19 protein-coding genes and 1 other RNA gene are annotated in these 18539 nt (G+C 53.6%); 8 read left to right on the forward strand and 12 right to left on the reverse strand.

The window, feature by feature from the left end; all coding sequences use genetic code 11:
- Window positions 1-80: 80 nt before the first annotated feature.
- The 5 genes from ABO_RS09085 (at window position 81) to ABO_RS09100 (ending at window position 5423) form a co-directional block, all read left to right on the forward strand.
- Window positions 81-1109, forward strand: coding sequence for a hypothetical protein (locus tag ABO_RS09085; RefSeq protein WP_011589041.1), 1029 nt, complete (start codon window positions 81-83; stop codon window positions 1107-1109).
- 67 nt (window positions 1110-1176) lie between these two features.
- Complete coding sequence (locus ABO_RS09090) at window positions 1177-2190, forward strand: putative solute-binding protein (RefSeq protein ID WP_011589042.1); 1014 nt, start codon at window positions 1177-1179, stop codon at window positions 2188-2190.
- Between the two features lie 195 nt (window positions 2191-2385).
- A complete protein-coding gene (locus ABO_RS09095; RefSeq protein WP_011589043.1) occupies window positions 2386-4716 on the forward strand; it encodes a TRAP transporter large permease subunit in 2331 nt (776 codons plus the stop codon).
- A gap of 186 nt (window positions 4717-4902) precedes the next feature.
- Complete coding sequence (locus ABO_RS14460) at window positions 4903-5055, forward strand: hypothetical protein (RefSeq protein WP_155849267.1); 153 nt, start codon at window positions 4903-4905, stop codon at window positions 5053-5055.
- 5 nt (window positions 5056-5060) lie between these two features.
- Complete coding sequence (locus tag ABO_RS09100; protein WP_011589044.1) at window positions 5061-5423, forward strand: PilZ domain-containing protein; 363 nt, start codon at window positions 5061-5063, stop codon at window positions 5421-5423.
- Between the two features lie 252 nt (window positions 5424-5675).
- On the opposite strand, the gene ABO_RS09105 is transcribed toward ABO_RS09100, so the two are convergent.
- Genes ABO_RS09105 through rnd form a run of 5 tightly spaced genes read right to left on the reverse strand, consistent with a single transcriptional unit; the run spans window position 5676 to window position 8363 of the window.
- Entirely contained in the window at window positions 5676-6128 is a 453-nt protein-coding gene (locus ABO_RS09105; protein WP_011589045.1) for an HIT family protein, read from the reverse strand.
- Window positions 6125-6472, reverse strand: a complete 348-nt coding sequence (locus ABO_RS09110; RefSeq protein WP_231860751.1) for a hypothetical protein — start codon at window positions 6470-6472, stop codon at window positions 6125-6127. The genes ABO_RS09105 and ABO_RS09110 overlap by 4 nt, the downstream gene beginning before the upstream one ends.
- Before the next feature lie 49 nt (window positions 6473-6521).
- Window positions 6522-6983 carry a YcgN family cysteine cluster protein gene (locus tag ABO_RS09115; RefSeq protein WP_011589047.1) on the reverse strand — a complete coding sequence of 154 codons (462 nt, stop codon included), beginning with the start codon at window positions 6981-6983 and terminating at the stop codon, window positions 6522-6524.
- Entirely contained in the window at window positions 6973-7290 is a 318-nt protein-coding gene (locus ABO_RS09120) for a YcgL domain-containing protein (RefSeq protein WP_011589048.1), read from the reverse strand. Before ABO_RS09120 ends, ABO_RS09115 begins: the two co-directional genes overlap by 11 nt.
- On the reverse strand, window positions 7290-8363 hold the full coding sequence (gene rnd, locus ABO_RS09125; RefSeq protein WP_011589049.1) for a ribonuclease D: 1074 nt from the start codon (window positions 8361-8363) through the stop codon (window positions 7290-7292). Before rnd ends, ABO_RS09120 begins: the two co-directional genes overlap by 1 nt.
- Window positions 8364-8583: 220 nt before the next feature.
- Between rnd and gpmA the strand changes: the two genes are divergently transcribed.
- Window positions 8584-9330 carry a 2,3-diphosphoglycerate-dependent phosphoglycerate mutase gene (gene gpmA, locus ABO_RS09130; RefSeq protein ID WP_011589050.1) on the forward strand — a complete coding sequence of 249 codons (747 nt, stop codon included), beginning with the start codon at window positions 8584-8586 and terminating at the stop codon, window positions 9328-9330.
- 815 nt (window positions 9331-10145) lie between these two features.
- Complete coding sequence (locus tag ABO_RS09135; protein ID WP_011589052.1) at window positions 10146-11138, forward strand: putative solute-binding protein; 993 nt, start codon at window positions 10146-10148, stop codon at window positions 11136-11138.
- Between the two features lie 114 nt (window positions 11139-11252).
- On the opposite strand, the gene ABO_RS09140 is transcribed toward ABO_RS09135, so the two are convergent.
- The 5 genes from ABO_RS09140 to ffs all read right to left on the reverse strand — a co-directional run bounded on the left by ABO_RS09140 (window position 11253) and on the right by ffs (window position 15665).
- Complete coding sequence (locus tag ABO_RS09140; RefSeq protein ID WP_011589053.1) at window positions 11253-12395, reverse strand: acyl-CoA dehydrogenase family protein; 1143 nt, start codon at window positions 12393-12395, stop codon at window positions 11253-11255.
- A 151-nt stretch (window positions 12396-12546) separates the two neighbouring features.
- The gene (recR, locus tag ABO_RS09145) at window positions 12547-13149 is read right to left on the reverse strand and encodes a recombination mediator RecR (RefSeq protein WP_011589054.1); all 603 of its coding nucleotides are present in this window, start codon (window positions 13147-13149) and stop codon (window positions 12547-12549) included.
- A 24-nt stretch (window positions 13150-13173) separates the two neighbouring features.
- Window positions 13174-13491, reverse strand: a complete 318-nt coding sequence (locus ABO_RS09150; protein ID WP_011589055.1) for a YbaB/EbfC family nucleoid-associated protein — start codon at window positions 13489-13491, stop codon at window positions 13174-13176.
- A gap of 84 nt (window positions 13492-13575) precedes the next feature.
- Complete coding sequence (gene dnaX / locus ABO_RS09155; protein WP_011589056.1) at window positions 13576-15423, reverse strand: DNA polymerase III subunit gamma/tau; 1848 nt, start codon at window positions 15421-15423, stop codon at window positions 13576-13578.
- Between the two features lie 145 nt (window positions 15424-15568).
- An RNA gene (ffs, locus tag ABO_RS14235) (signal recognition particle sRNA small type) lies at window positions 15569-15665 on the reverse strand.
- A gap of 224 nt (window positions 15666-15889) precedes the next feature.
- On the opposite strand from ffs, the gene gap reads away from it, so the two are divergent.
- Entirely contained in the window at window positions 15890-16906 is a 1017-nt protein-coding gene (gene gap / locus ABO_RS09160; protein ID WP_011589057.1) for a type I glyceraldehyde-3-phosphate dehydrogenase, read from the forward strand.
- Between the two features lie 200 nt (window positions 16907-17106).
- Here the strand turns inward: gap and ABO_RS09165 are convergent, their stop codons facing one another.
- Window positions 17107-17556 (reverse strand): Hsp20 family protein, encoded by a 450-nt coding sequence (locus ABO_RS09165; protein ID WP_011589058.1) that lies wholly within the window; start codon window positions 17554-17556, stop codon window positions 17107-17109.
- Between the two features lie 297 nt (window positions 17557-17853).
- Window positions 17854-18519: a 2OG-Fe(II) oxygenase gene (locus ABO_RS09170; protein WP_050731511.1), complete on the reverse strand. Its 666-nt coding sequence runs from the start codon at window positions 18517-18519 to the stop codon at window positions 17854-17856.
- Window positions 18520-18539: the final 20 nt, after the last annotated feature.

Consider the following 18539-nt stretch of genomic DNA (forward strand, 5'->3'; position numbering starts at 1 on the left):
GTAATTGCCGCTTGTGTCAAACGGCTGACTTTCGTACCTTTGACGACCCTATTTTGAGAACAAAAACAAGGAGCTTACGAATGGGTTCTCTTTCCATGAAAAAAATGCTACGACATTCCGGTCTGGCCTTGGTAGGAAGCGCCATCCTAGCTCTGCAAGGCTGCGGTGTTGTCTATAAGGCTACCGGTGATGTTTTGGTCAGCTTCGGCCGATCCGAAATGTTGCCCTACATGATGACCTATGATGACGTACGTATGGCATGCGTCACCGGCGAAGCACAGACACCTCTGTTGATGTCTTTCGAGCGTGTTGGATCCGACCCCAGCAAACTGGGCGCCATGGTCTTCACCGTTGCCGCCACCTGCGCCGAGCAAATTGCTCTTGATGCTGAACTGCGCTACATGCGTTCAGTCAAAGATGGCCGAGTCAGCGAAGCACAAGATGCACGCATCGAGCAGAAACGCTGGTCTGCCATTGCCGCAAATCGCCAGTACAAAGCTTACAACTACATGATGCAAGCCTTCGGCGAAGTCAAGGACGGTGAATGTCCTAACATGAATAACGATTTTGACGAAATGGTCTGGCTGGTCGGTAACATTTCCGGTGTTCAATCCCTGCTTAACGACGGCGCTTCCGACGGTGCAGTAGGCGTACCTCGTGATATCGCAGCCAAAGTTGAACGCAACATGAAATGCTTGGATAACGATCAGTGGTGGGGCGTACCGCGCGGTACCCGTGCTGCAGTATGGAACCTGCTACCAATGCTAGCACCACCGAACGCTGATGCATGGGCCGAGCTGGAAGCCTCAGCCAAGGCAGGGTTCGACAGCGGCATTCGTTTGGGCAGCGCCCTGTATGCCATGAGCGCTTTCAGCAAAGGCAACGATGAGCGTCTGCGCCAAGCCATCCGTGATTACGCAGCAAATGATGAAGGCCTGAATCCAGACTACGCTATGCTAGACGCCATCGCTGGCTTTATTATCCAAGGTATTTCGGACCGTGAATGGACTGAGAATACCGGTAAGCGTACACCTATAGGCGGCACTGGCACTTTCTGGGATGACACAGCCTCGTCTGGCCCCGCTATTGATATCAACGATTTGCTATAAGCCATCTAGCGGCCTTCGGGCCGCTTTTAACGCGTTAAACAGTTAAAGAAGTAACCAGGAGACTATCATGCGCTATGTTAAGGCATTCACTGCGGTCGCCACTGCCGCTCTGGCATTGACGTTCACCCCCGTCCAAGCCGCCGAAAAGCGCACTATGTGCGTATTTGACATCATTGGCGCGAATGGCGATATCTACAACATCATGAAGGACTATAAGACCGCGGCGCTGAACTGGGGCGTGGACTTTGAACTCAAGCCCTACACAGATGAAAAAATCGCATCTGAAGACCTGAAAGCCGGCCAATGTGATGCCGCCGTCCTAACCGGTATCCGCGGCCGTCAGTTCAACAATTACACTGGCAGCCTGGATTCCATTGGCTCCATCCCTAGCTATGACGCTATGCGCACCGTGATTACAGTGCTAACCAGCGAGAGCCCATCCATCAATGCAAAGTTGGTTTCCGGCCCTTATGAAGTAGGTGGCGTCGCCCCTATGGGAGCAGCCTACCTGTTCGTTAAAGACAGCACTATCGACACCGTCAGCGAATTGTCTGGCAAGTCCATCGCGGTACTGGAATACGATTCGGCTCAAGCAAACATGGCCTCCCGCGTAGGTATGTCACCGGTTATGTCTGACATTTCCAACTTCTCTAGCCGGTTTAATAATGGTTCCGTTGATGTCTGCTTTGCCCCCATTGCTGCGTACTCTGCCTTGGAATTGTACAAAGGCATGCAGCCTGACGGCGGCATCGTCGATTACGTACTCGGTCAGTTGACCGCACAAGTCATTCTGAAAAAGGACAAGTTCCCTGCTGATTTTGCTGCACAGTCACGCAAATACATGCTCGGTCAGTTTGACCGCGCCATGCGTGTCATTGAGAACGCCAACAGCGAAGTTAACAAGAAGTGGTGGATTCGTATTCCTGAGGCGGACAGGCTCCGTTACGACGAAATGATGCGTGACGCTCGCATCGCCCTCACCAAAGACGGCGTCTACAATAAAGACATGATGGGTCTGCTACGTAAAGTACGCTGTAAACACGAACCATCACGCGCAGAGTGCGTTAACCCTGTTGAATAAAAAGTTCAACTGAACGGGGCCAACTGGCCCCGTCCTTCATTAACAACTCACATTCTGTCACCCGTTCCCACGGGTGATCAGGTAAGAAAAAATGTTTACATCGCCCTAAAAAGGCGGGGGCAAAAGCGCTACCCTACCCCCCAAAGCGCCCCCCCCCTCCGTAGCTCAGGCGGTATAACAATAACCGGGTGCACAATGGACAAGCCTTCGTTAACTGTTGCAAACCGTTCCGTCGCGGAATGGCTATCCTCACTTCCTACACTGATTCTTCTTCTGCTGACCATTTTTCTGGCTTCCGGCGAAGTAATTCACTCGCAGCTACTGAAGATCGGCGAGAATACCTGGGAGGGCTATTTCCTTTTGCGTGGCGCTGGAGTGGTGGAACAGCCCACCTGTAACCGTGATCCAGACCTGGATCAGGAGCTGGCAAAAGCCATTAAGCAGAAAAAACAGCAAATGGCTGACGATCCTCTAGCCTCCATCTTTGGAACCGACGTGGACGAAGCGGCCTTGCGTCAGTCCTTGGAATCTTCCAGGCATAACTGTCGCGGCAGATGGGAACGCTATGAGTTGATTCAGGACAAAGCCACCCCCGGCGTGATTGCCTTCCGTACCTTGGAAGGCGGCGTAGCCAAAGTGGTAACTACCCTGGGCAACTACAAGCGTCTACTGCTTTGTTTGCTGGTAATGATCTGTGCCGCGACCGCCACATTAACGCGCCACCACATTTCGCTACGTCCCGCTCATACACGTAAAGACCACTTTGTTTCTAGCTTGGGCCAGCTCGCCGCCAACATAATGCTACTCCTCTCTGCTTGGCTATACCGAGGCGAAGAAATCAGCGCCATTGCCGACGGAGTTCAGGTCAATCACTTTTACTTGCACCAGTTCTGGATTGCCGGCTTCCTGCTGCTCTCTTTCGCTGCTTTCTACCAGCTGATTCGCCCGCCCAAAGACCTTGAGGAAGGAGGTACTTGGGGCAAGGCAATGTTGACCATCCCGCTATACAGCTTCATGTGCCTTACCGCTGGCGCACAATTTATCAGCCAAGGCTACTACCACGGGATTAGCGTTTATCTTGGCATGATGATGGAACTGTCCACCCTGTTCCTGAGCTTGGCACTGTATATCTGGATCGGCATGCTGCTGCGTCAAACCAAGATGGCTCACCTAGTTTTCGACGTGCTACGTCCTTGGAAAATGTCACCGGAGTTGATGTGTTTTGTGGTGCTTGCTGTTGCAGCGGTTCCTACAGCCTACACTGGCGCCTCCGGTATCTTCGTTATTGCTGCCGGTGCCACCATCTATAACGAGTTGGTTCGCGCTGGGGCTCGTAAACAACTGGCGCTGGCCGCCACCGCCATGTCTGGCTCCATGGGCGTGGTTTTACGTCCCTGCCTGCTGGTCGTGATCATCGCCGCTTTGAACAATAGCGTGACCACAGATGAGCTATTCACTTCCGGCCTGAAAATCTTTGGTTTGTCGCTGTTCCTGTTCTTCATTTACAGCCAATTTGCCCGTACTGCTCCGGCACGCATTGCTCCGTTCTCTGAAGCAGTACCGCAAAGCTTGAAACGTCTCATCCCTCTACTGCCCTATGTGATTATCATGGGGACCGTAGTGGTGTTCTTCCGTGATCTACTCGACACCGAGTTAAACGAAAACTACGCACCCATTATCCTGCCGGTAATGCTGCTAGCCATTCTGGCCTACGAGAAACTGAGCACAAAATCCCTGCACGTTTTCACGATCGTCCTGTTGCCCCTTTTGATCTACTCCTGCTACAACCTGTGGGGCATCAACAATGCGCTAGACGCTGGTGCTATTCCTACCGGCACCTCCGCTGAGGAATTGAACGATCTGTTTTGGGGACTTTTCTGGCGTAATGCTATTCTCGGCGCTTGTCTGGCAATTTATTACCTTGTAAAAACACCGGATATGGACCCGCATTACCAACCAGAGCCCGGTGTGGGTGAGAAGATGGAAAGCTCATTGCGGTTTGCCACTAACGAAACCACCGGGCACATTGGCGCGTTGCTGATGCTGATGGCTCTATCGGTAAGCGTCGGCGGTATCATCGAGCGTTCCGGGGTCATGGAAATGCTGCCTGAGACGTTCCCGAGTATCTGGGTAGCCATGACACTGCTGGTGGTCACCATGGTGATTATCGGCATGATTATGGACCCCTATGGCGCAGTAATTTTGGTGAACGCAACCCTTGCACAAATTGCCTTCGATAATGGGATTGACCCACTACACTTCTGGATGATTACCCTGGTAGCTTTTGAGCTGGGTTATCTATCACCTCCAGTGGCGCTAAACCACTTGCTAACAAGGCAAGTAGTGGGAGACGAAGAAGTGGAATCCGCAAAAGTGCCGGGTGGCAACTTCTACCGTCGCTATGAGAAATTCCTACTGCCTATTGCGGTGATGCTGACCGCACTGCTGCTGGTATCTTACGTACCGCTGATGTCGGACTCGCTCCACGAGTTCCTGTTCCAGAAAATTCAGGCTGGCGCCCATTAACCCGCCAAACTGAACATGAAAAGGGCCCAATCGGGCCCTTTTTTATTTCAGCAACAAAAACTATTTAACTGGAAAAAGAAGCCCCTACTAACCGGACATATTTACCCGCTTCTCACCCCGCCAGTTTCCTATCGTTCCGCAATAACGAATACTGTAAAGTATCTGGAGATTTCAGGGAGATAGCGGATGAGTAAAACCCAAGAAAACCGGCCTTCACGAAAAACCGAAGGCCTCCCCAAAACGGCCAAACCCGCCTTGTTATTCTTGCTATTCTTGTTCGGGGTGGTTGCCACCATAGCCACCGCCGCTTACGTTGTTGACAGAATGATTTACGGATAAGTCACATGGCTACAAAAATTGACAACCGACGCCACCCCCGAATCAACCGTGAAGAGAACTTGTCTCTCACCTTGTTACCGGCAGGATCGAGTTCCTTAGACCCGGAAGATCGCCTCTATCTAACCTCTCACGACATTTCCCTAGCGGGTATCAGCGTGGAGCTACCCTCACCAATCAAGCCCGATACGGATGTGGAGCTCTGGGTTGCTCTGCTGGAAAACTACGGCACCTACCATCTTTACGGCACTATCGCTTGGTGCGCAGCACCTGAAGGCCATCTTCTCGCCGGAATAGCTTTGAACCTGGAGCGCGCCGACGGACGTTTATGGGCGGCTCACTTCGACTCAACAGGACATTTTAGTGACTGACCGTCCAGGGCCAGGACGACCAGTCATTTTACTGTAGGGAGCCCCCTCACCTGTTTCAGTGAAAGCAACCCCAAGCACGACCGCAGGGCATTAAACGCTAGCCCTAGCCTATGACAAGTCTGCCTTGGCAAAAGCCGTACATGACCACAAACGCAGAAAAAAGAAACCCTAGGCAGGGTAGGAGAAAGATAACAAAGCGCGAGCACCGACTCTCGCAGCGCACCATTTAGAAACGCTGCAAGACAACAAACATCAGAGCTTTTCCGGAAAATGCTCGCTTAACAAACCCGCAAGCCGATCAAGGCGTTTACGCCGCTTTGCCATCCCGAACACATTCATTAGGCGGGTTGCCCAAGTCATTGCGGTCGCTAAAGTGTCGCCGCCGCGACGGGGAATCACATGCACATGCACATGGGGCACATGCTGATTGGCTTCGCGGCCATCATTAACCACCACATTATGCGCCTTTACGGCAAGCCCGGCCCGTTTCTGCGCCACAATCGTCCTCCGGGCCAGATCCATCAACCGATGCGTCACCGCAGCATCCAACCCTTCCAGCAAGGATTCATGCTGGCGAGGAATCACCAAACAATGGGCTTCACGGATCGGGAACAAATCCAGAATCACCAGCGCCAAATCATCTTCATAGACCACGCTGGCGGGCAAAGTCCCCGCCTGAATCTGACAAAAGATACACTCGCTCATTGCTGAGCCAGCATAGCCGCTTGTTTGCGCCGCTGCCGCCACAGCTCTAATGCAGCCACCACCAGCGCCACCAGCAACATCGCCACCAATGGGCCACCGGCGCGCCAAAGGCTCACATTATCCTGAGCCAGGCCGTCAAACAAACTCACCACCCAAGCCGGAGCCCATTCGTCATGCTGCGCAGATACGGACCATGGTGTGAGCAACAGGGCAGTTAGCAGAGTTCGCAGCGGCACCTTAGCCCAGCGGCTCAGAGGGCGTGTTAGCCACCACCAAACGAACAAGACACCGATACTGCCCAGCAAATAGGCAAACCAACCCCATAAATATGCTTGTGTTGTCACAACGTCTCCCACTCATGTTATTGAACCCACCGGCAAGCCACCGCCTACATCAGTCGATCCAGTGAACAATATGCTCTTCCCAATCATCTTCCCGCACAAGTTGCTCTGACACCACCCGCCCCGCGACGCTAATCCCCGCTTGCCTCACGCTGTCAGCATTGTTACTGAGCAACGGATGCCAAGCGGGTAACGGCTTACCTTTTGCACGTAAACGGTATGCACAGGTGGGTGGCAACCAATTCGTATCCCTAGCAATGCTCTCAGTGACACGAATGCAATCCGGAACCCGCTTAAAACGCTCTTCATACACACGACATTGGCATTGCTTGCTATCCAGAAAGCGGCACGCCAGATTGGTAAACGCTAACTCGCCACTGTCTTCATCTTCCAGTTTTACAAGACAACAACGGCCACAATTATCACACAGCGCTTCCCACTCGCGGACATTGAGGTCGCTCAGCGGGAGAGTCCAGAACTGACCCCGCAGCGGCAGCGTCGTATCAGGCATCATGTCGAACCGGTTTATCCGGGTGGCCATCAGCCATGAACAGGTCTTCATCCGGCGGTGGTGGCATTTGCAAGTAAAAACCCTGCTCGCGGATTTTTTCCATGACCTGCTCCACATCCGCGCGTGCTAATGGGCGCGTCGGGTTCAGAATCATATCAGTCACGTGCTCGGCATGACCAAACTGTCCCATCAATATCTCGGGCACCTCTTTAAGCCCTTTTTGCCGATCCACATACAAATACATGCCACTTTTGCGGCGGCTCTTATAGATCGAACAAAACAATTTGCCTTTCAGCACTCCCTCACTCACTACAGCAACTCCAGCAGAGGTTGGGTGACAACATCATTACGCCAGCCGGTCAACGGTTCCGGCACCCTCTCCGGGTGGCGGATCAGGGCTTCCAGCCAACGGCGACGCATCAATACGTCGGGCTTCATATTCAACTCTTCGGCAATAATCGCAACCCGGCTACGCAGGGTTTTGGCAAGTTTCTTCTGTGCCATATCCGGCGGCCCCGGCAACGGATCGGGGGGAGTCTGCCCTCGGGCCTGTTCAATCAATGCCAACAACGCATCTCCGTCGCGACGAATCTGTTTGGGATGAAAGCCCAAGTCCGCGAGCAAGCCTCTGTCGGTACGATTGGTACGGGCCAAGTCCAGCAACTGGGCATCTTTTAACACAAAGCTTTTGGGCAGATCTCGCTCCCGAGCCATCTGATCACGCCACGGCGCCAGTGCTGCCAATACCGCCAAGCTTTCGCCCTGCAGCAAGCCCGCGCCTTTCACGTTACGCCAAGCGTCTTGCGGCAGCACTTGGCTGCGAGCCTGCTTGAGCAAACGAGCGCATTCTTCTTCCCACCAAGCGCGGCGGCCCAAGCCATCGAGTCGCTCGGCGAGAATCCCCGCCACTTCCGGGAGATATTTTACGTCATCTTCCGCGTAGTGAAGTTGCTCATCGCTTAATGGCCGTTTCAGCCAATTGGTTCGCGTGGCCCCTTTCGGAAGATCAACACCCAACAGCATTTGAACCACTTTCTGGTAACCCCACTGCATATCTTCGCCGCTCAGTGCAGCGGCAATCTGGGTGTCTTCAATGGCCGCCGGGTACTGGCCAGTAAACGTAGCAATTGCTTCCAAGTCTTCGGAACAAGCATGCATCACCAAGGTATGATTCTGAAATACTGGCAACAAAGTAGGCCCATCAACCTCGGTAGTATCAATAAGTCGAATGCGCACACCATCATGGACTTGCACCAGTGCCAATTGTGGCCAGAAGGTGCGCTCACGCATGAATTCCGTGTCCAGGTATAGCCGACTACCTGCCGCCAGGCTTGCCTGCCATTCGCTGATCTCTTTGTTATCTTCGCACCAGAGATACGCCATCTTTTTGCCTTTTCCGGGAATGTAAAAGCCCTAACATACGGCTTTCTCGGATCTTTGCTGCCGTAAGAGAAGGGCAAAATAACCTGCAAAATACACACAAAGCAGGCACCTTCGACGGCAACAACAGAATTTGCGACGATTATACGGCCTGTGGCGCTCAATTTCCCGGCACATTTCTGCTACTCTTTGCGCCGCATTGAAATCGCACAGGATGACGCTAATGAGCACGAAACTGGTACTGGTCCGCCACGGCCAGAGCGTATGGAACAAGGAAAATCGCTTCACAGGCTGGAAAGATGTTGATCTTACCGAGCAAGGCCGCGAAGAAGCCCGCACCGCAGGCGAACTACTGAAAGAGGCCGGGTTTGAATTTGACCTGGCTTATACCTCGGTGCTCAAGCGTGCGATCCGCACCCTGTGGAGCATTCTGGATAACATGGACCAGATGTGGATCCCTGTTATCCGTGACTACCGCTTGAATGAACGCCACTACGGTGCCTTGCAGGGTTTGAATAAAGCGGAAACAGCCGCCAAATATGGCGACGACCAGGTACATATATGGCGCCGTAGCTACGATACGCCGCCACCGAAAATGGAACGTGACGATGAGCGCTACGCTGGCAACTTCCGAGTGTACAAGGACTTGAGTGAAGCTCAAATTCCTTTGTCAGAAAGTCTTAAAGACACGGTGGACCGTTTTATTCCTTACTTCGAAAGTGATATCAAACCGCAAATTCAAGCTGGGAAACAGGTTTTAATCTGCGCCCATGGCAATAGTCTGCGTGCGCTGGTGAAGTATCTCGGCGACATTTCTGACGAAGAAATCGTAAAGCTCAACATCCCTACTGGAGTGCCGATGGTTTATGAGCTGGACGACAATCTCAAACCCATTAAAAACTACTATTTGGGCGATGCCGAAGCTGCAGCGAAAGCGGCAGAAGCAGTCGCCAACCAAGGTAAGGCGTAAGCAGGCAAGCTAGGAACCTGCCACAAAAAAGCCCCGCCAAACCCGGCGGGGCTTTTTTGTGCTTCATACCTTCGTCATCATACAAGCATAGCTTCTCACATTACTGCAGGCCTATTTGACCTTGCATACAGCCACGTTCATTGGCCATCTCCGCTGTGGCGCGCTGCTCGCCAGCGGGCCAGTATGCAGCGACTCCATCTTGATATGCCTTCGACCATTCTATGCTGGCGGCACTGTTGCAGATAACGCTCACACCTAGCCGGATGCACGACACAGCGCAGCGGTTCCAGTTGGCCAACGTTTCTGGCTAACTGATAGTGAAAATGCGGCTCAAACTGGTTCTCTACTTTTGCGCCAATATCGTCCTGCTGCCCAGAGTACCCTTCCCGCAGCATCAAATAACCTGACCTCCCGTGCCCTAATAAATCCTTTTGGTCGTAATAGCTCACTACAAACCATTGCTGAAAAGCTGGACATGAAGGTCGCGCTCGCTACGGCAGCATTTGTTAGTGGCGGGCACAGCCTTTAGTCGTATCCGCAACAAAGTGCGGGAAACCTTTGCAACTCAATACCTTGCCTGCCCCTGGAAAAAATTGTCCATTTACTTGGCTACAGTGATCAATCCAGTTCCAGCAAAGCTTACCGAAAGTGCACCGAGTGCACCCGCCGCCAACACCAAACCTGATTACGATGGCGATTGGCCAGAATGCCCTTGAGCAAAAAATCAAAGGCATTGCGTTGGCGGTTGACATCTCTACTATCGAGAAAATCAACCATCGGCAAACATACTAGTAATAACAAGCAGGGATACACTGATGAAGAAGCTGTTTACCGCCATTCTAGCCCTTTATGCCCTGTCTGCGCCTTTTAGCGCACAGGCAAACACCATCAAACGCAAAATCTGTGTATTTGATATTGTCGGCAATGTAGGCCCGATCATGAACGCCATGAGAGACTGGAAAGCCGCCGCGCGAGGCTGGGGCCTGGAAACAGAGCTTGTGCCCTATACCAACGAGGCCATTGTTGCTGAGGACCTGAAAGCCGGTATTTGCGATGCCTCTTTGATTACTGGCATTCGCGGTCGGGCATTCAATAAATATGCAGGGACAGTGGATTCCATTGGGGCCATTCCCACCATGGACCATATGAAAGTGCTGCTACAAGTACTTTCCCACCCCCAAAGCGCGGACAAACTATCCCAAGGGTCCTACCAAATTATGGGAATTGCGCCCGCTGGGGCCGCATTTGTTTTCGTGAATGACCGAGAAGTAAATTCTCTGGCTAAGGCTGCTGGCAAAAAGGTCGCGGTTCTAGAATACGATGAAACCCAAGCCAAACTCGTTTCCCAGGTCGGCGCTACACCCATCGCCTCAGACATCACCAACTTCTCCACCAAGTTCAACAATGGCGTTGTTGATATCATTGTTGCACCGCTGGTGGCCTACAGCGCTCTGGAATTGTACAAGGGCTTGAGCCCAGACGGTGGAATCATCAATTACCCACTGGTTCAGCTAACCTTCCAGTTAATTGCGAAGAAAGACCGGTTCCCAGCAGAAATGGCTCAAAAATCACGGGAATACTTCTATAATAACCTGCAACGGATTACCAGCCAGTTAGATAATGAGGCCAAGCATGTGGCCAAGCATTGGTGGGTAGAAATCCCCGATGCGGACAAAGCCGAATATGAAGTCATGATGCAGGAAGCCCGTGATCAACTTCGCGACGAAGGTTACTACGATCAGGACATGCTCACTCTTCTGCGCAAGGTTCGCTGCAAAATGGAAGCGACCCGTGCAGAGTGCAGCTGACAGTTAAAAATTGAAGCTTTTTTCGCTCTAAAGCAAAGAGGCCGCGTCCATAAAAATTAGACGCGGCCTCTTACGTTTAGCGCTTTTCTAAGCTGCAAGCTTGAAGCTTGCCGTTTATAACCCCATCTGCTTTGCAATCACCTCATTCATGATCTCGTGGGTGCCGCCGCCGATAGAGAGAATCCGATTATCGCGGAATAGGCGCTCCACCACGGTGCCCCGCATGTATCCGCTGCCGCCAAATAGTTGTACCGCATCGTAGGTCACGCGATCAGCACAACGCGTTGCCACATTTTTCGCCATGGACACATCCAGCACGCAATTCTCGCCAGCTGCAATTTTGGCGGCAACCCGATAGGTAAACTCTGTGCTGGCTTTTACGTCCGTGGCCATTTCTGCCAACTTGTGCCGTGTTACTTGAAAGCCTGCCAGTGGCCGACCAAATGCCTCCCTTTCTTTCACATAGCGCAGAGCTTCATCCAGTGCCAGTTGAGCCGTGCTATTGGCAGTTACTGCCAGTACCAGTCGCTCCATCTGGAAATTGCTCATAATGCAGTAGAAGCCACCGTTTTCCGGACCAATAAGGTTTTCCGCCGGCACCCGGCAGTCTTCGAAAAATAGCTCAGCAGTATCAGACGCCCACCAGCCCATCTTTTTCAATTTGCGCCCAACGGTGAAGCCCGGGGTACCCTTTTCGATCAGCAACAGGCTGATACCGCCATAACCCTTGTCACCCGTGCGTACGGCTACGGTGTAATAATCGGCGCGCACCCCACTGGTAATAAAGGTTTTAGCTCCATTTACCACATAATGATCACCGTCACGTACCGCTCGAGTTTGCAGGTTGGCCACGTCAGACCCCCCGTTAGGCTCGGTAATCGCCAGCGCCGAAATCTTGTCTCCGTTGATTACCTCCGGAACGACCCGCTGCTTCATGGCCTCGCTGCCCCATTTCCAAACGGGGGGTAGGCCAATATCCAGTGAGCCCAAGCTCGCGCAAAGGCCGCCGGACGAGCACCGTACCAGCTCCTCGCAGGCAGCAACTTTCATGAAGATATCTTCACCGGTACCACCAAATTCTTCCGGTGCATTGATGCCAAGAATGCCTGCAGATGCCGCTTTCTTGTACAGCTCACGGGGAAATTCTCCCGCCTCCTCCCAATCGTCTACTTCCGGGAGAATCTCCCGTTCAACGAATTTGCGCACCGTATCGCGCACCATCTGATGGGTTTCATTGAAATAATTCAGGGCACTCACAGGGCCTCCTTGGATTTATTGATTACAAACAACCTAGCGCTTGCTTGGTTTTACCTTACCAGAAAGCCAGAGGAGGAAACCAGACGAATCCAATCGTTTTGATTTATCGATAAAGTGGAAAAATTAGGCGCTCAAGAAAGGGACCGAAACTTCAAGCATCAAAGGGCCTGCGACCTTTCAGAGCCTGTGCTAAGGTGGCGCCATCCACAAACTCCAACTCGCCCCCCATTGGCACCCCTTGAGCGATACGACTCACACCCACCCCGGCATCTTGAGCCAGGCCCAACACATAGTGCGCAGTGGCTTCGCCTTCCACCGTGGTGCCTGTGGCCAGTATCAATTCACTGATTTGCCCTTCATTAAGACGCTGCTCAAGCACATCTAACCCCAGCTCACGGGGGCCTATGCCATCCAGCGGCGACAACTCGCCCATCAGTACAAAATACTGGCCGCGGTATTCGCCTGATTGCTCAAAGGCCAACACATCTCCCGGGGTTGCCACAATACACACCAACGACGCATCTCGACGCGGATCTTCACACACCGGGCAAAGCGTCGATTGCGCATAATTGCGGCACCGTTCGCAATGCTGAACCCCATCCATAGCCGCATGGAGGGCATCGCCCAGGCGACGTCCAGATTCGCGTCCGCGGTCCAGCAACGCATAAGCCATACGCTGGGCCGAACGAGGCCCAACGCCGGGCAAGCAGGTAAAGGCATTGATAAGCTGGTCAACCAGCGGCGCGTGTTTCACAGTTTCGGGGTCTCGTCGCTGAACTTAGGGTTTGAAACCCGGTGGGAACGGAAAACCACCCGCCATGTTCTGCATGCTATCTTGCTGCTGCTTCTCGATCCGGCGCACCGCATCGTTCACCGCAGCGGCCAGCAAGTCTTCCAGCAATTCCTTGTCTTCACTCATTAGGCTTGGATCAATATCCACCCCTTTCACATCATGGCGGCCATTCATGGTGACTTTCACCAAGCCGGCACCGGACTCACCTACCACCTCAGCATTGGCGGCTTCGTCTTGCATTTTCTTCATTTTCTCTTGCATGGCCTGGGCCTGCTGCATGAGATTGTTAATATCGAAATCCATGATTTACTCCCATATAACGCTTCAAGCAGCATCCAGCACGGACAAACCATGCTTTATCATCTCGCCTGTTGCGTGTCGCGTTCTTTATTCCACTCTCTCTTTCGGGGTGACACTCTCATCATCCAACCGACCGCCAAAGGTGGTGATCAACTGCTGCACCACCGGATCCGAATGCAAAGTGTCTTTAGCTTGGAGCAGCAATTCCTGCCGGCGAGCTTCGGCGATGACCTCAGGTGTCGCACCCGGCTGCTGCTCAAATTCCACTTGAACCTGAATACGCCGCTGGAAGTAATTCCCCAGCGCTCCACTCAATTCTTCCAACCGCTCGCGGTTAACCAAGACCTGATGACCTGGGCTGATGCGCAGCGTCCAGACGCTTTCCTCGCGGCTGATCAGCACCGCATTGCGAGCGATATTGCGCACCGTGCCATCTACGTCCAGCCGCAACAACAACGCGGCCCACCAGGTGGCAACTTCCGCCTCATTGGTGGGCTCCGCGAGCGGCGCCAGAGGTTCTACTTCCTGCGTTGGCGCTTGATTAGGCTCTGGCTCAGCTTGCGGTTCACTCTGCGACGGCGCGACCGCGACAGCAGACGTTGATGGGCCAGGGCTTTCATCCCAAGGTGGCGCATCGTCCGCTGATGCTGCCTGCTCGGCAGCGGCCGGTGCAGCCCGTGTCGGCGAAGGCTCTGGTGCTGTAACAGGTGCAGAAGCCGATGCAGGTGTAGGCAGCGAGACCGGGGCCGGCGCAGCGGCAGGCGTTTTGTTCAACAGGGCACGCAAATCTGGCTTGTCGCCGGGCTCCTCCGACGACGCTACCGCTTTAGGCTTTTTTACTGAGGGGTTATCCCCTTGCACCAATACACCTTTGGGAGTGAACAACACCATGCGCAGCAATAGCATCTCCAAGGCTGCGCGGCTATCTGGGGCATCCTGCAGGTCACGGCGGCCACGTAGAGCCACGTCGTAATAAAGCTGAATCTGTTCTGCAGTAAGCGCTGCAGCGAGCTGCTGTTGCGTCTCATCGTAACTGCCTGGCACCGCTTGACACACCGCCAGTTGGTGCAGCTGGCTGATCAGCTCATCCAGCAATGCCAACTCACCAGGACAATGCTCGCTCACCGATGCTAATGCCTGCAGCACCCCACCCGGTTCCTGTTCGGCCAGCGCCACCAGCAGGGTAAGCACATGATTACGGTCCACGGTGCCCAGCATGGCGTTCACCGCCTCACTACTAAGCTGCTCACCGCCAAACGCAATAGCCTGATCCGTGAGACTCAACGCATCACGCATAGAGCCTTCAGCCGCCTTGCCCAACGAGAGCAGTGCAGGCTCATCGTAGCGAATCATTTCCTTGTCGAGCAGCGTTTTCAAATGCCCAGCAATCTGCTCTGCAGGCAAAGCCTTAAGACTAAATTGCAGGCAGCGGGACAACACCGTCACCGGCAGTTTCTGCGGATCTGTAGTGGCCAGCAGAAACTTCACATGGGGCGGGGGCTCTTCCAAAGTTTTCAGCAACGCATTGAAAGAATGGGCGGAAAGCATGTGCACCTCATCAATCAGGTACACTTTGTAGCGCCCTCGGGTCGGCGCGTATTGCACGTTATCCAGCAGTTCGCGGGTATCCTCCACCTTAGTGCGGCTGGCCGCATCCACTTCGATCAAGTCAACGAAACGGCCGTCGGTGATTTCCTGACAGGTAGGGCATACACCGCACGGCCGGGCACTAACACCCTGCTCACAGTTCAGGCATCGGGAAAGGATACGGGCAATAGTGGTTTTGCCCACCCCGCGGGTTCCGGTAAATAGATAGGCATGGTGGAGACGATCTTGGTCCAAGGCATGCATCAGGGCCCGTGAAACGTGCTCCTGCCCCACCAGTTCATCAAAGGTGCGGGGGCGGTATTTACGGGCAAGAACCTGGTAACTCATAGCACTCCAGCGGCTTTCTCGACCACGAAGAAAAAAGGATTGGAATCAAAAAGCTTATGCTAACGAAGTTCCCGAAAGGAGGACAGTACAAGAAGCGTGTTACGTAAAAGCGCGATGGGAGGGAGTACAGGAATTAGAGCGGTCTTCCCGCCAGCCGCACCCCGGCACACAAGTCCACTGCTACCGTTGCTCCCTTCCGGGCCTGGCGGGGTTCGCAGCTTATCGTTGCGGGGGGACCGACGGGTCGACCATAACGCGTTTGCAGCCTAGTAACCAAGTAGCCGCGAAACGAGCGCGCATTGTGGCGAAAGCCCACCGCTATTGCAAGAGCACGACCGGGGTTGGGCGTTCATCAGGCTAAAGCTTGAGCAGGCTGGCCCCAGTCGAGCCGCAAGGCTACACTTGAAAAAGCAAAGTAGGGTCCATCAGACTCTATATCTAACCCCAGCGCGAACAGGGAGGCTTCATGGACAGCAATCCGACCATTCGCATTGCCATCAACGGTTTCGGCCGTATAGGACGCTGCCTAGTTAGGGCCCTCAGCGAACATCCAGCCCGGGAGCGTTTTGAACTTGTCGCCATCAACGATCTTGCCGATTTCAATGTACTCGCGCACCTGCTTGCCTTCGATACCACCCATGGTCGCTGGCCTCATCCTGTGCATTATGACGGCCAAACCATGGAAATTAATGGTCTCAGCGTGCCCTGCTACGCCATTGCCGATTTGGAAAAATTACCATGGCGTGAACTGGCTCCAGACTTAGTGTTCGAATGCAGCGGCCGCTACAAGCAACGAGCACAACTTCAACAGCACCTTGATGCTGGCGCTCGCCGGGTACTTGCAAGCTACCCGGTGGGCGACGCCGACGCCATGGTGGTTTATGGCGTCAACCACAAGATTCTTGATGACAATCAACGCATCGTTTCCAACGCCTCATGCACCACCAACTGTTTGGCTCCGCTGGTAGATGTACTGGACCGCAACTTCACGGTGAAACAGGGGCTAATGACCACGATCCACAGCTACACGAACGACCAGAACCTGGTAGACAAGGCCCACGGAGATTTATTGCGCGCCCGCGCCGCGGCAGTCAATATGATTCCAACCCGCACCGGCGCAGCTCAAGCCGTAGGAAAAGTGCTGCCTCACCTGGCCGGGCGACTGGACGGAATGGCGGTGCGAGTTCCCACCCTCAACGTATCATTGGTGGACCTGACATTGCTGCTGGAACAGCCCGCTACGGTGGAGGCGATTCATGACAGCCTGAACAATGCGGCCCACGGTGACTTGCAGGGGGTATTGGCCATGAACCATCTGGCCCTGGTTTCCAGTGACTTTAACCACCAACCCTACTCTTGCGTGGTCGACACCAACCACACACGGATATTGGAGCAACAATTAAAAGTGCTGGCCTGGTACGACAACGAGTGGGGCTTCAGCCACCGTATGCTGGATGTTGCGGCGTATTGGATGGAACGCTAGGCACAGACAGAGCCAGCCCCGCATCGCCAAAAAGCAGCAGGCATGATGCGGGGACAGGTGACGGTTTATGGACGAGAGGCCGCGCAAGCCACCCAGCCATTACGCACCTAAACCATCATATGGTTACCCACATTCAATAAAGAAGGGGCTCCTTAGAGCCCCTTTGCCGTGTCACAAATTTGCGTCGACAATATGGCTGATTAATTACTTTTCGCAGGTGGCGACGCGCCCTCAACCGGGATCACACGGGGCTTTTTCTCTTCTGGCACCACGCGGGTCAAGGTCACGGTCAGCAAGCCATCTTCTAACCCAGCCGCTTCCACTTCCACGTGGTCAGCCAGCTTGAACGTCCGCTCAAAAGCCCGGCGGGCAATACCACGATGCAGCCAAGTACGTTCGCTATCGTCTTCCGTTTTCAAGTTACCGCGAATGCGAAGTTCATTTTCTTGCACGGTGATATCCAGGTCATTGCGCGCAAAGCCTGCCATCGCCATAACAATACGGTAGCGGCCATCGCTTTCACGGATAATATCGTACGGCGGGTAACCATTGGACTGGTCCGCACGCAACGCCGCGTCCAGCAATTCATCGAAACGATCAAAGCCAACAGAATGGCGAAACAATGGGGCAAGGGAAAATCCGGTATTCATCACACTATCCTCATTCCAATCTCACCAGCAGACCCCGCAGGCATCCGCTGGAAAACGGTTTAAAAATGGTTGATGTGACAAGGAGTCAAAAGCAGTCACTAAGACTGTCTGCATTACTCCAACCGGCCAGTTGTCACTGAATGAGAAAATGGGGCTCAGGGAGCCGCTTTCAAGGGGTTGGATGTTTTTTTGGCAAGCAACGCTGAGAAACCAAAACAGTGTCTCTGGCATTGTTATAATAGTGAATCAGGCCCGATGGCCAAAATGGGTGTCGAGGCGGCAAAAAACATCACGCTATCAACGTGCTGGGTCGAGCCTGTCGGCCGTGGTGTTATTGCAACGGAACCACCCAGCGATACTGTAACGTTCTCGAGTAGCTGCCAGGACTTCGTGGGGAATGTTCTCACTTAGGAACGCCACCAGCGTCCCTGCCCGAGGCTCCACTTCCGTGACTACGCGGTTAGCATTCGCTTTGGGCCAGATACGCAAACGCCCCCCCCACTGACTTTGCCAACCTTCATTGAGATACAGCACCACCGACAAAAGCCGGCCGTTATTGCCATTAAAGGCATCTACATGTCGCTGATAAAAATCCCCCGGCCCATAGATGGAAAAATGAGACTCCAACTCAAATAACCCCATAAACAACTCACGATTCACAGCCAAACGCAGACTTTCCAGCCCTTCAAACAATTGACACTGAGCCAGCGAATCACCTTTTAACCAGCAGGTACGGTCGCTGCGTACCCGGGTGTCCTTCTGATGTTCTTGGCGACGACCAATGCCGGCAAGACGAAATTCACCATGCTGATCTTTGTAGCGCGCTTCTTCACGAAGAGCCCGCACCAAAGCAGCAGAAAAATAATTTGGCGCCACCGCATAGCCACGCCTAACCAAACCATCAATCAGGCCGTCTAAAAGGCTACCGCCCACACCACCCAACAAATCCGCATTATCGTGCACCGTCCGTGCCCTCTTAGCGT

The organism is Alcanivorax borkumensis SK2 (assembly GCF_000009365.1).
GTDB classification, from domain to species: domain Bacteria; phylum Pseudomonadota; class Gammaproteobacteria; order Pseudomonadales; family Alcanivoracaceae; genus Alcanivorax; species Alcanivorax borkumensis.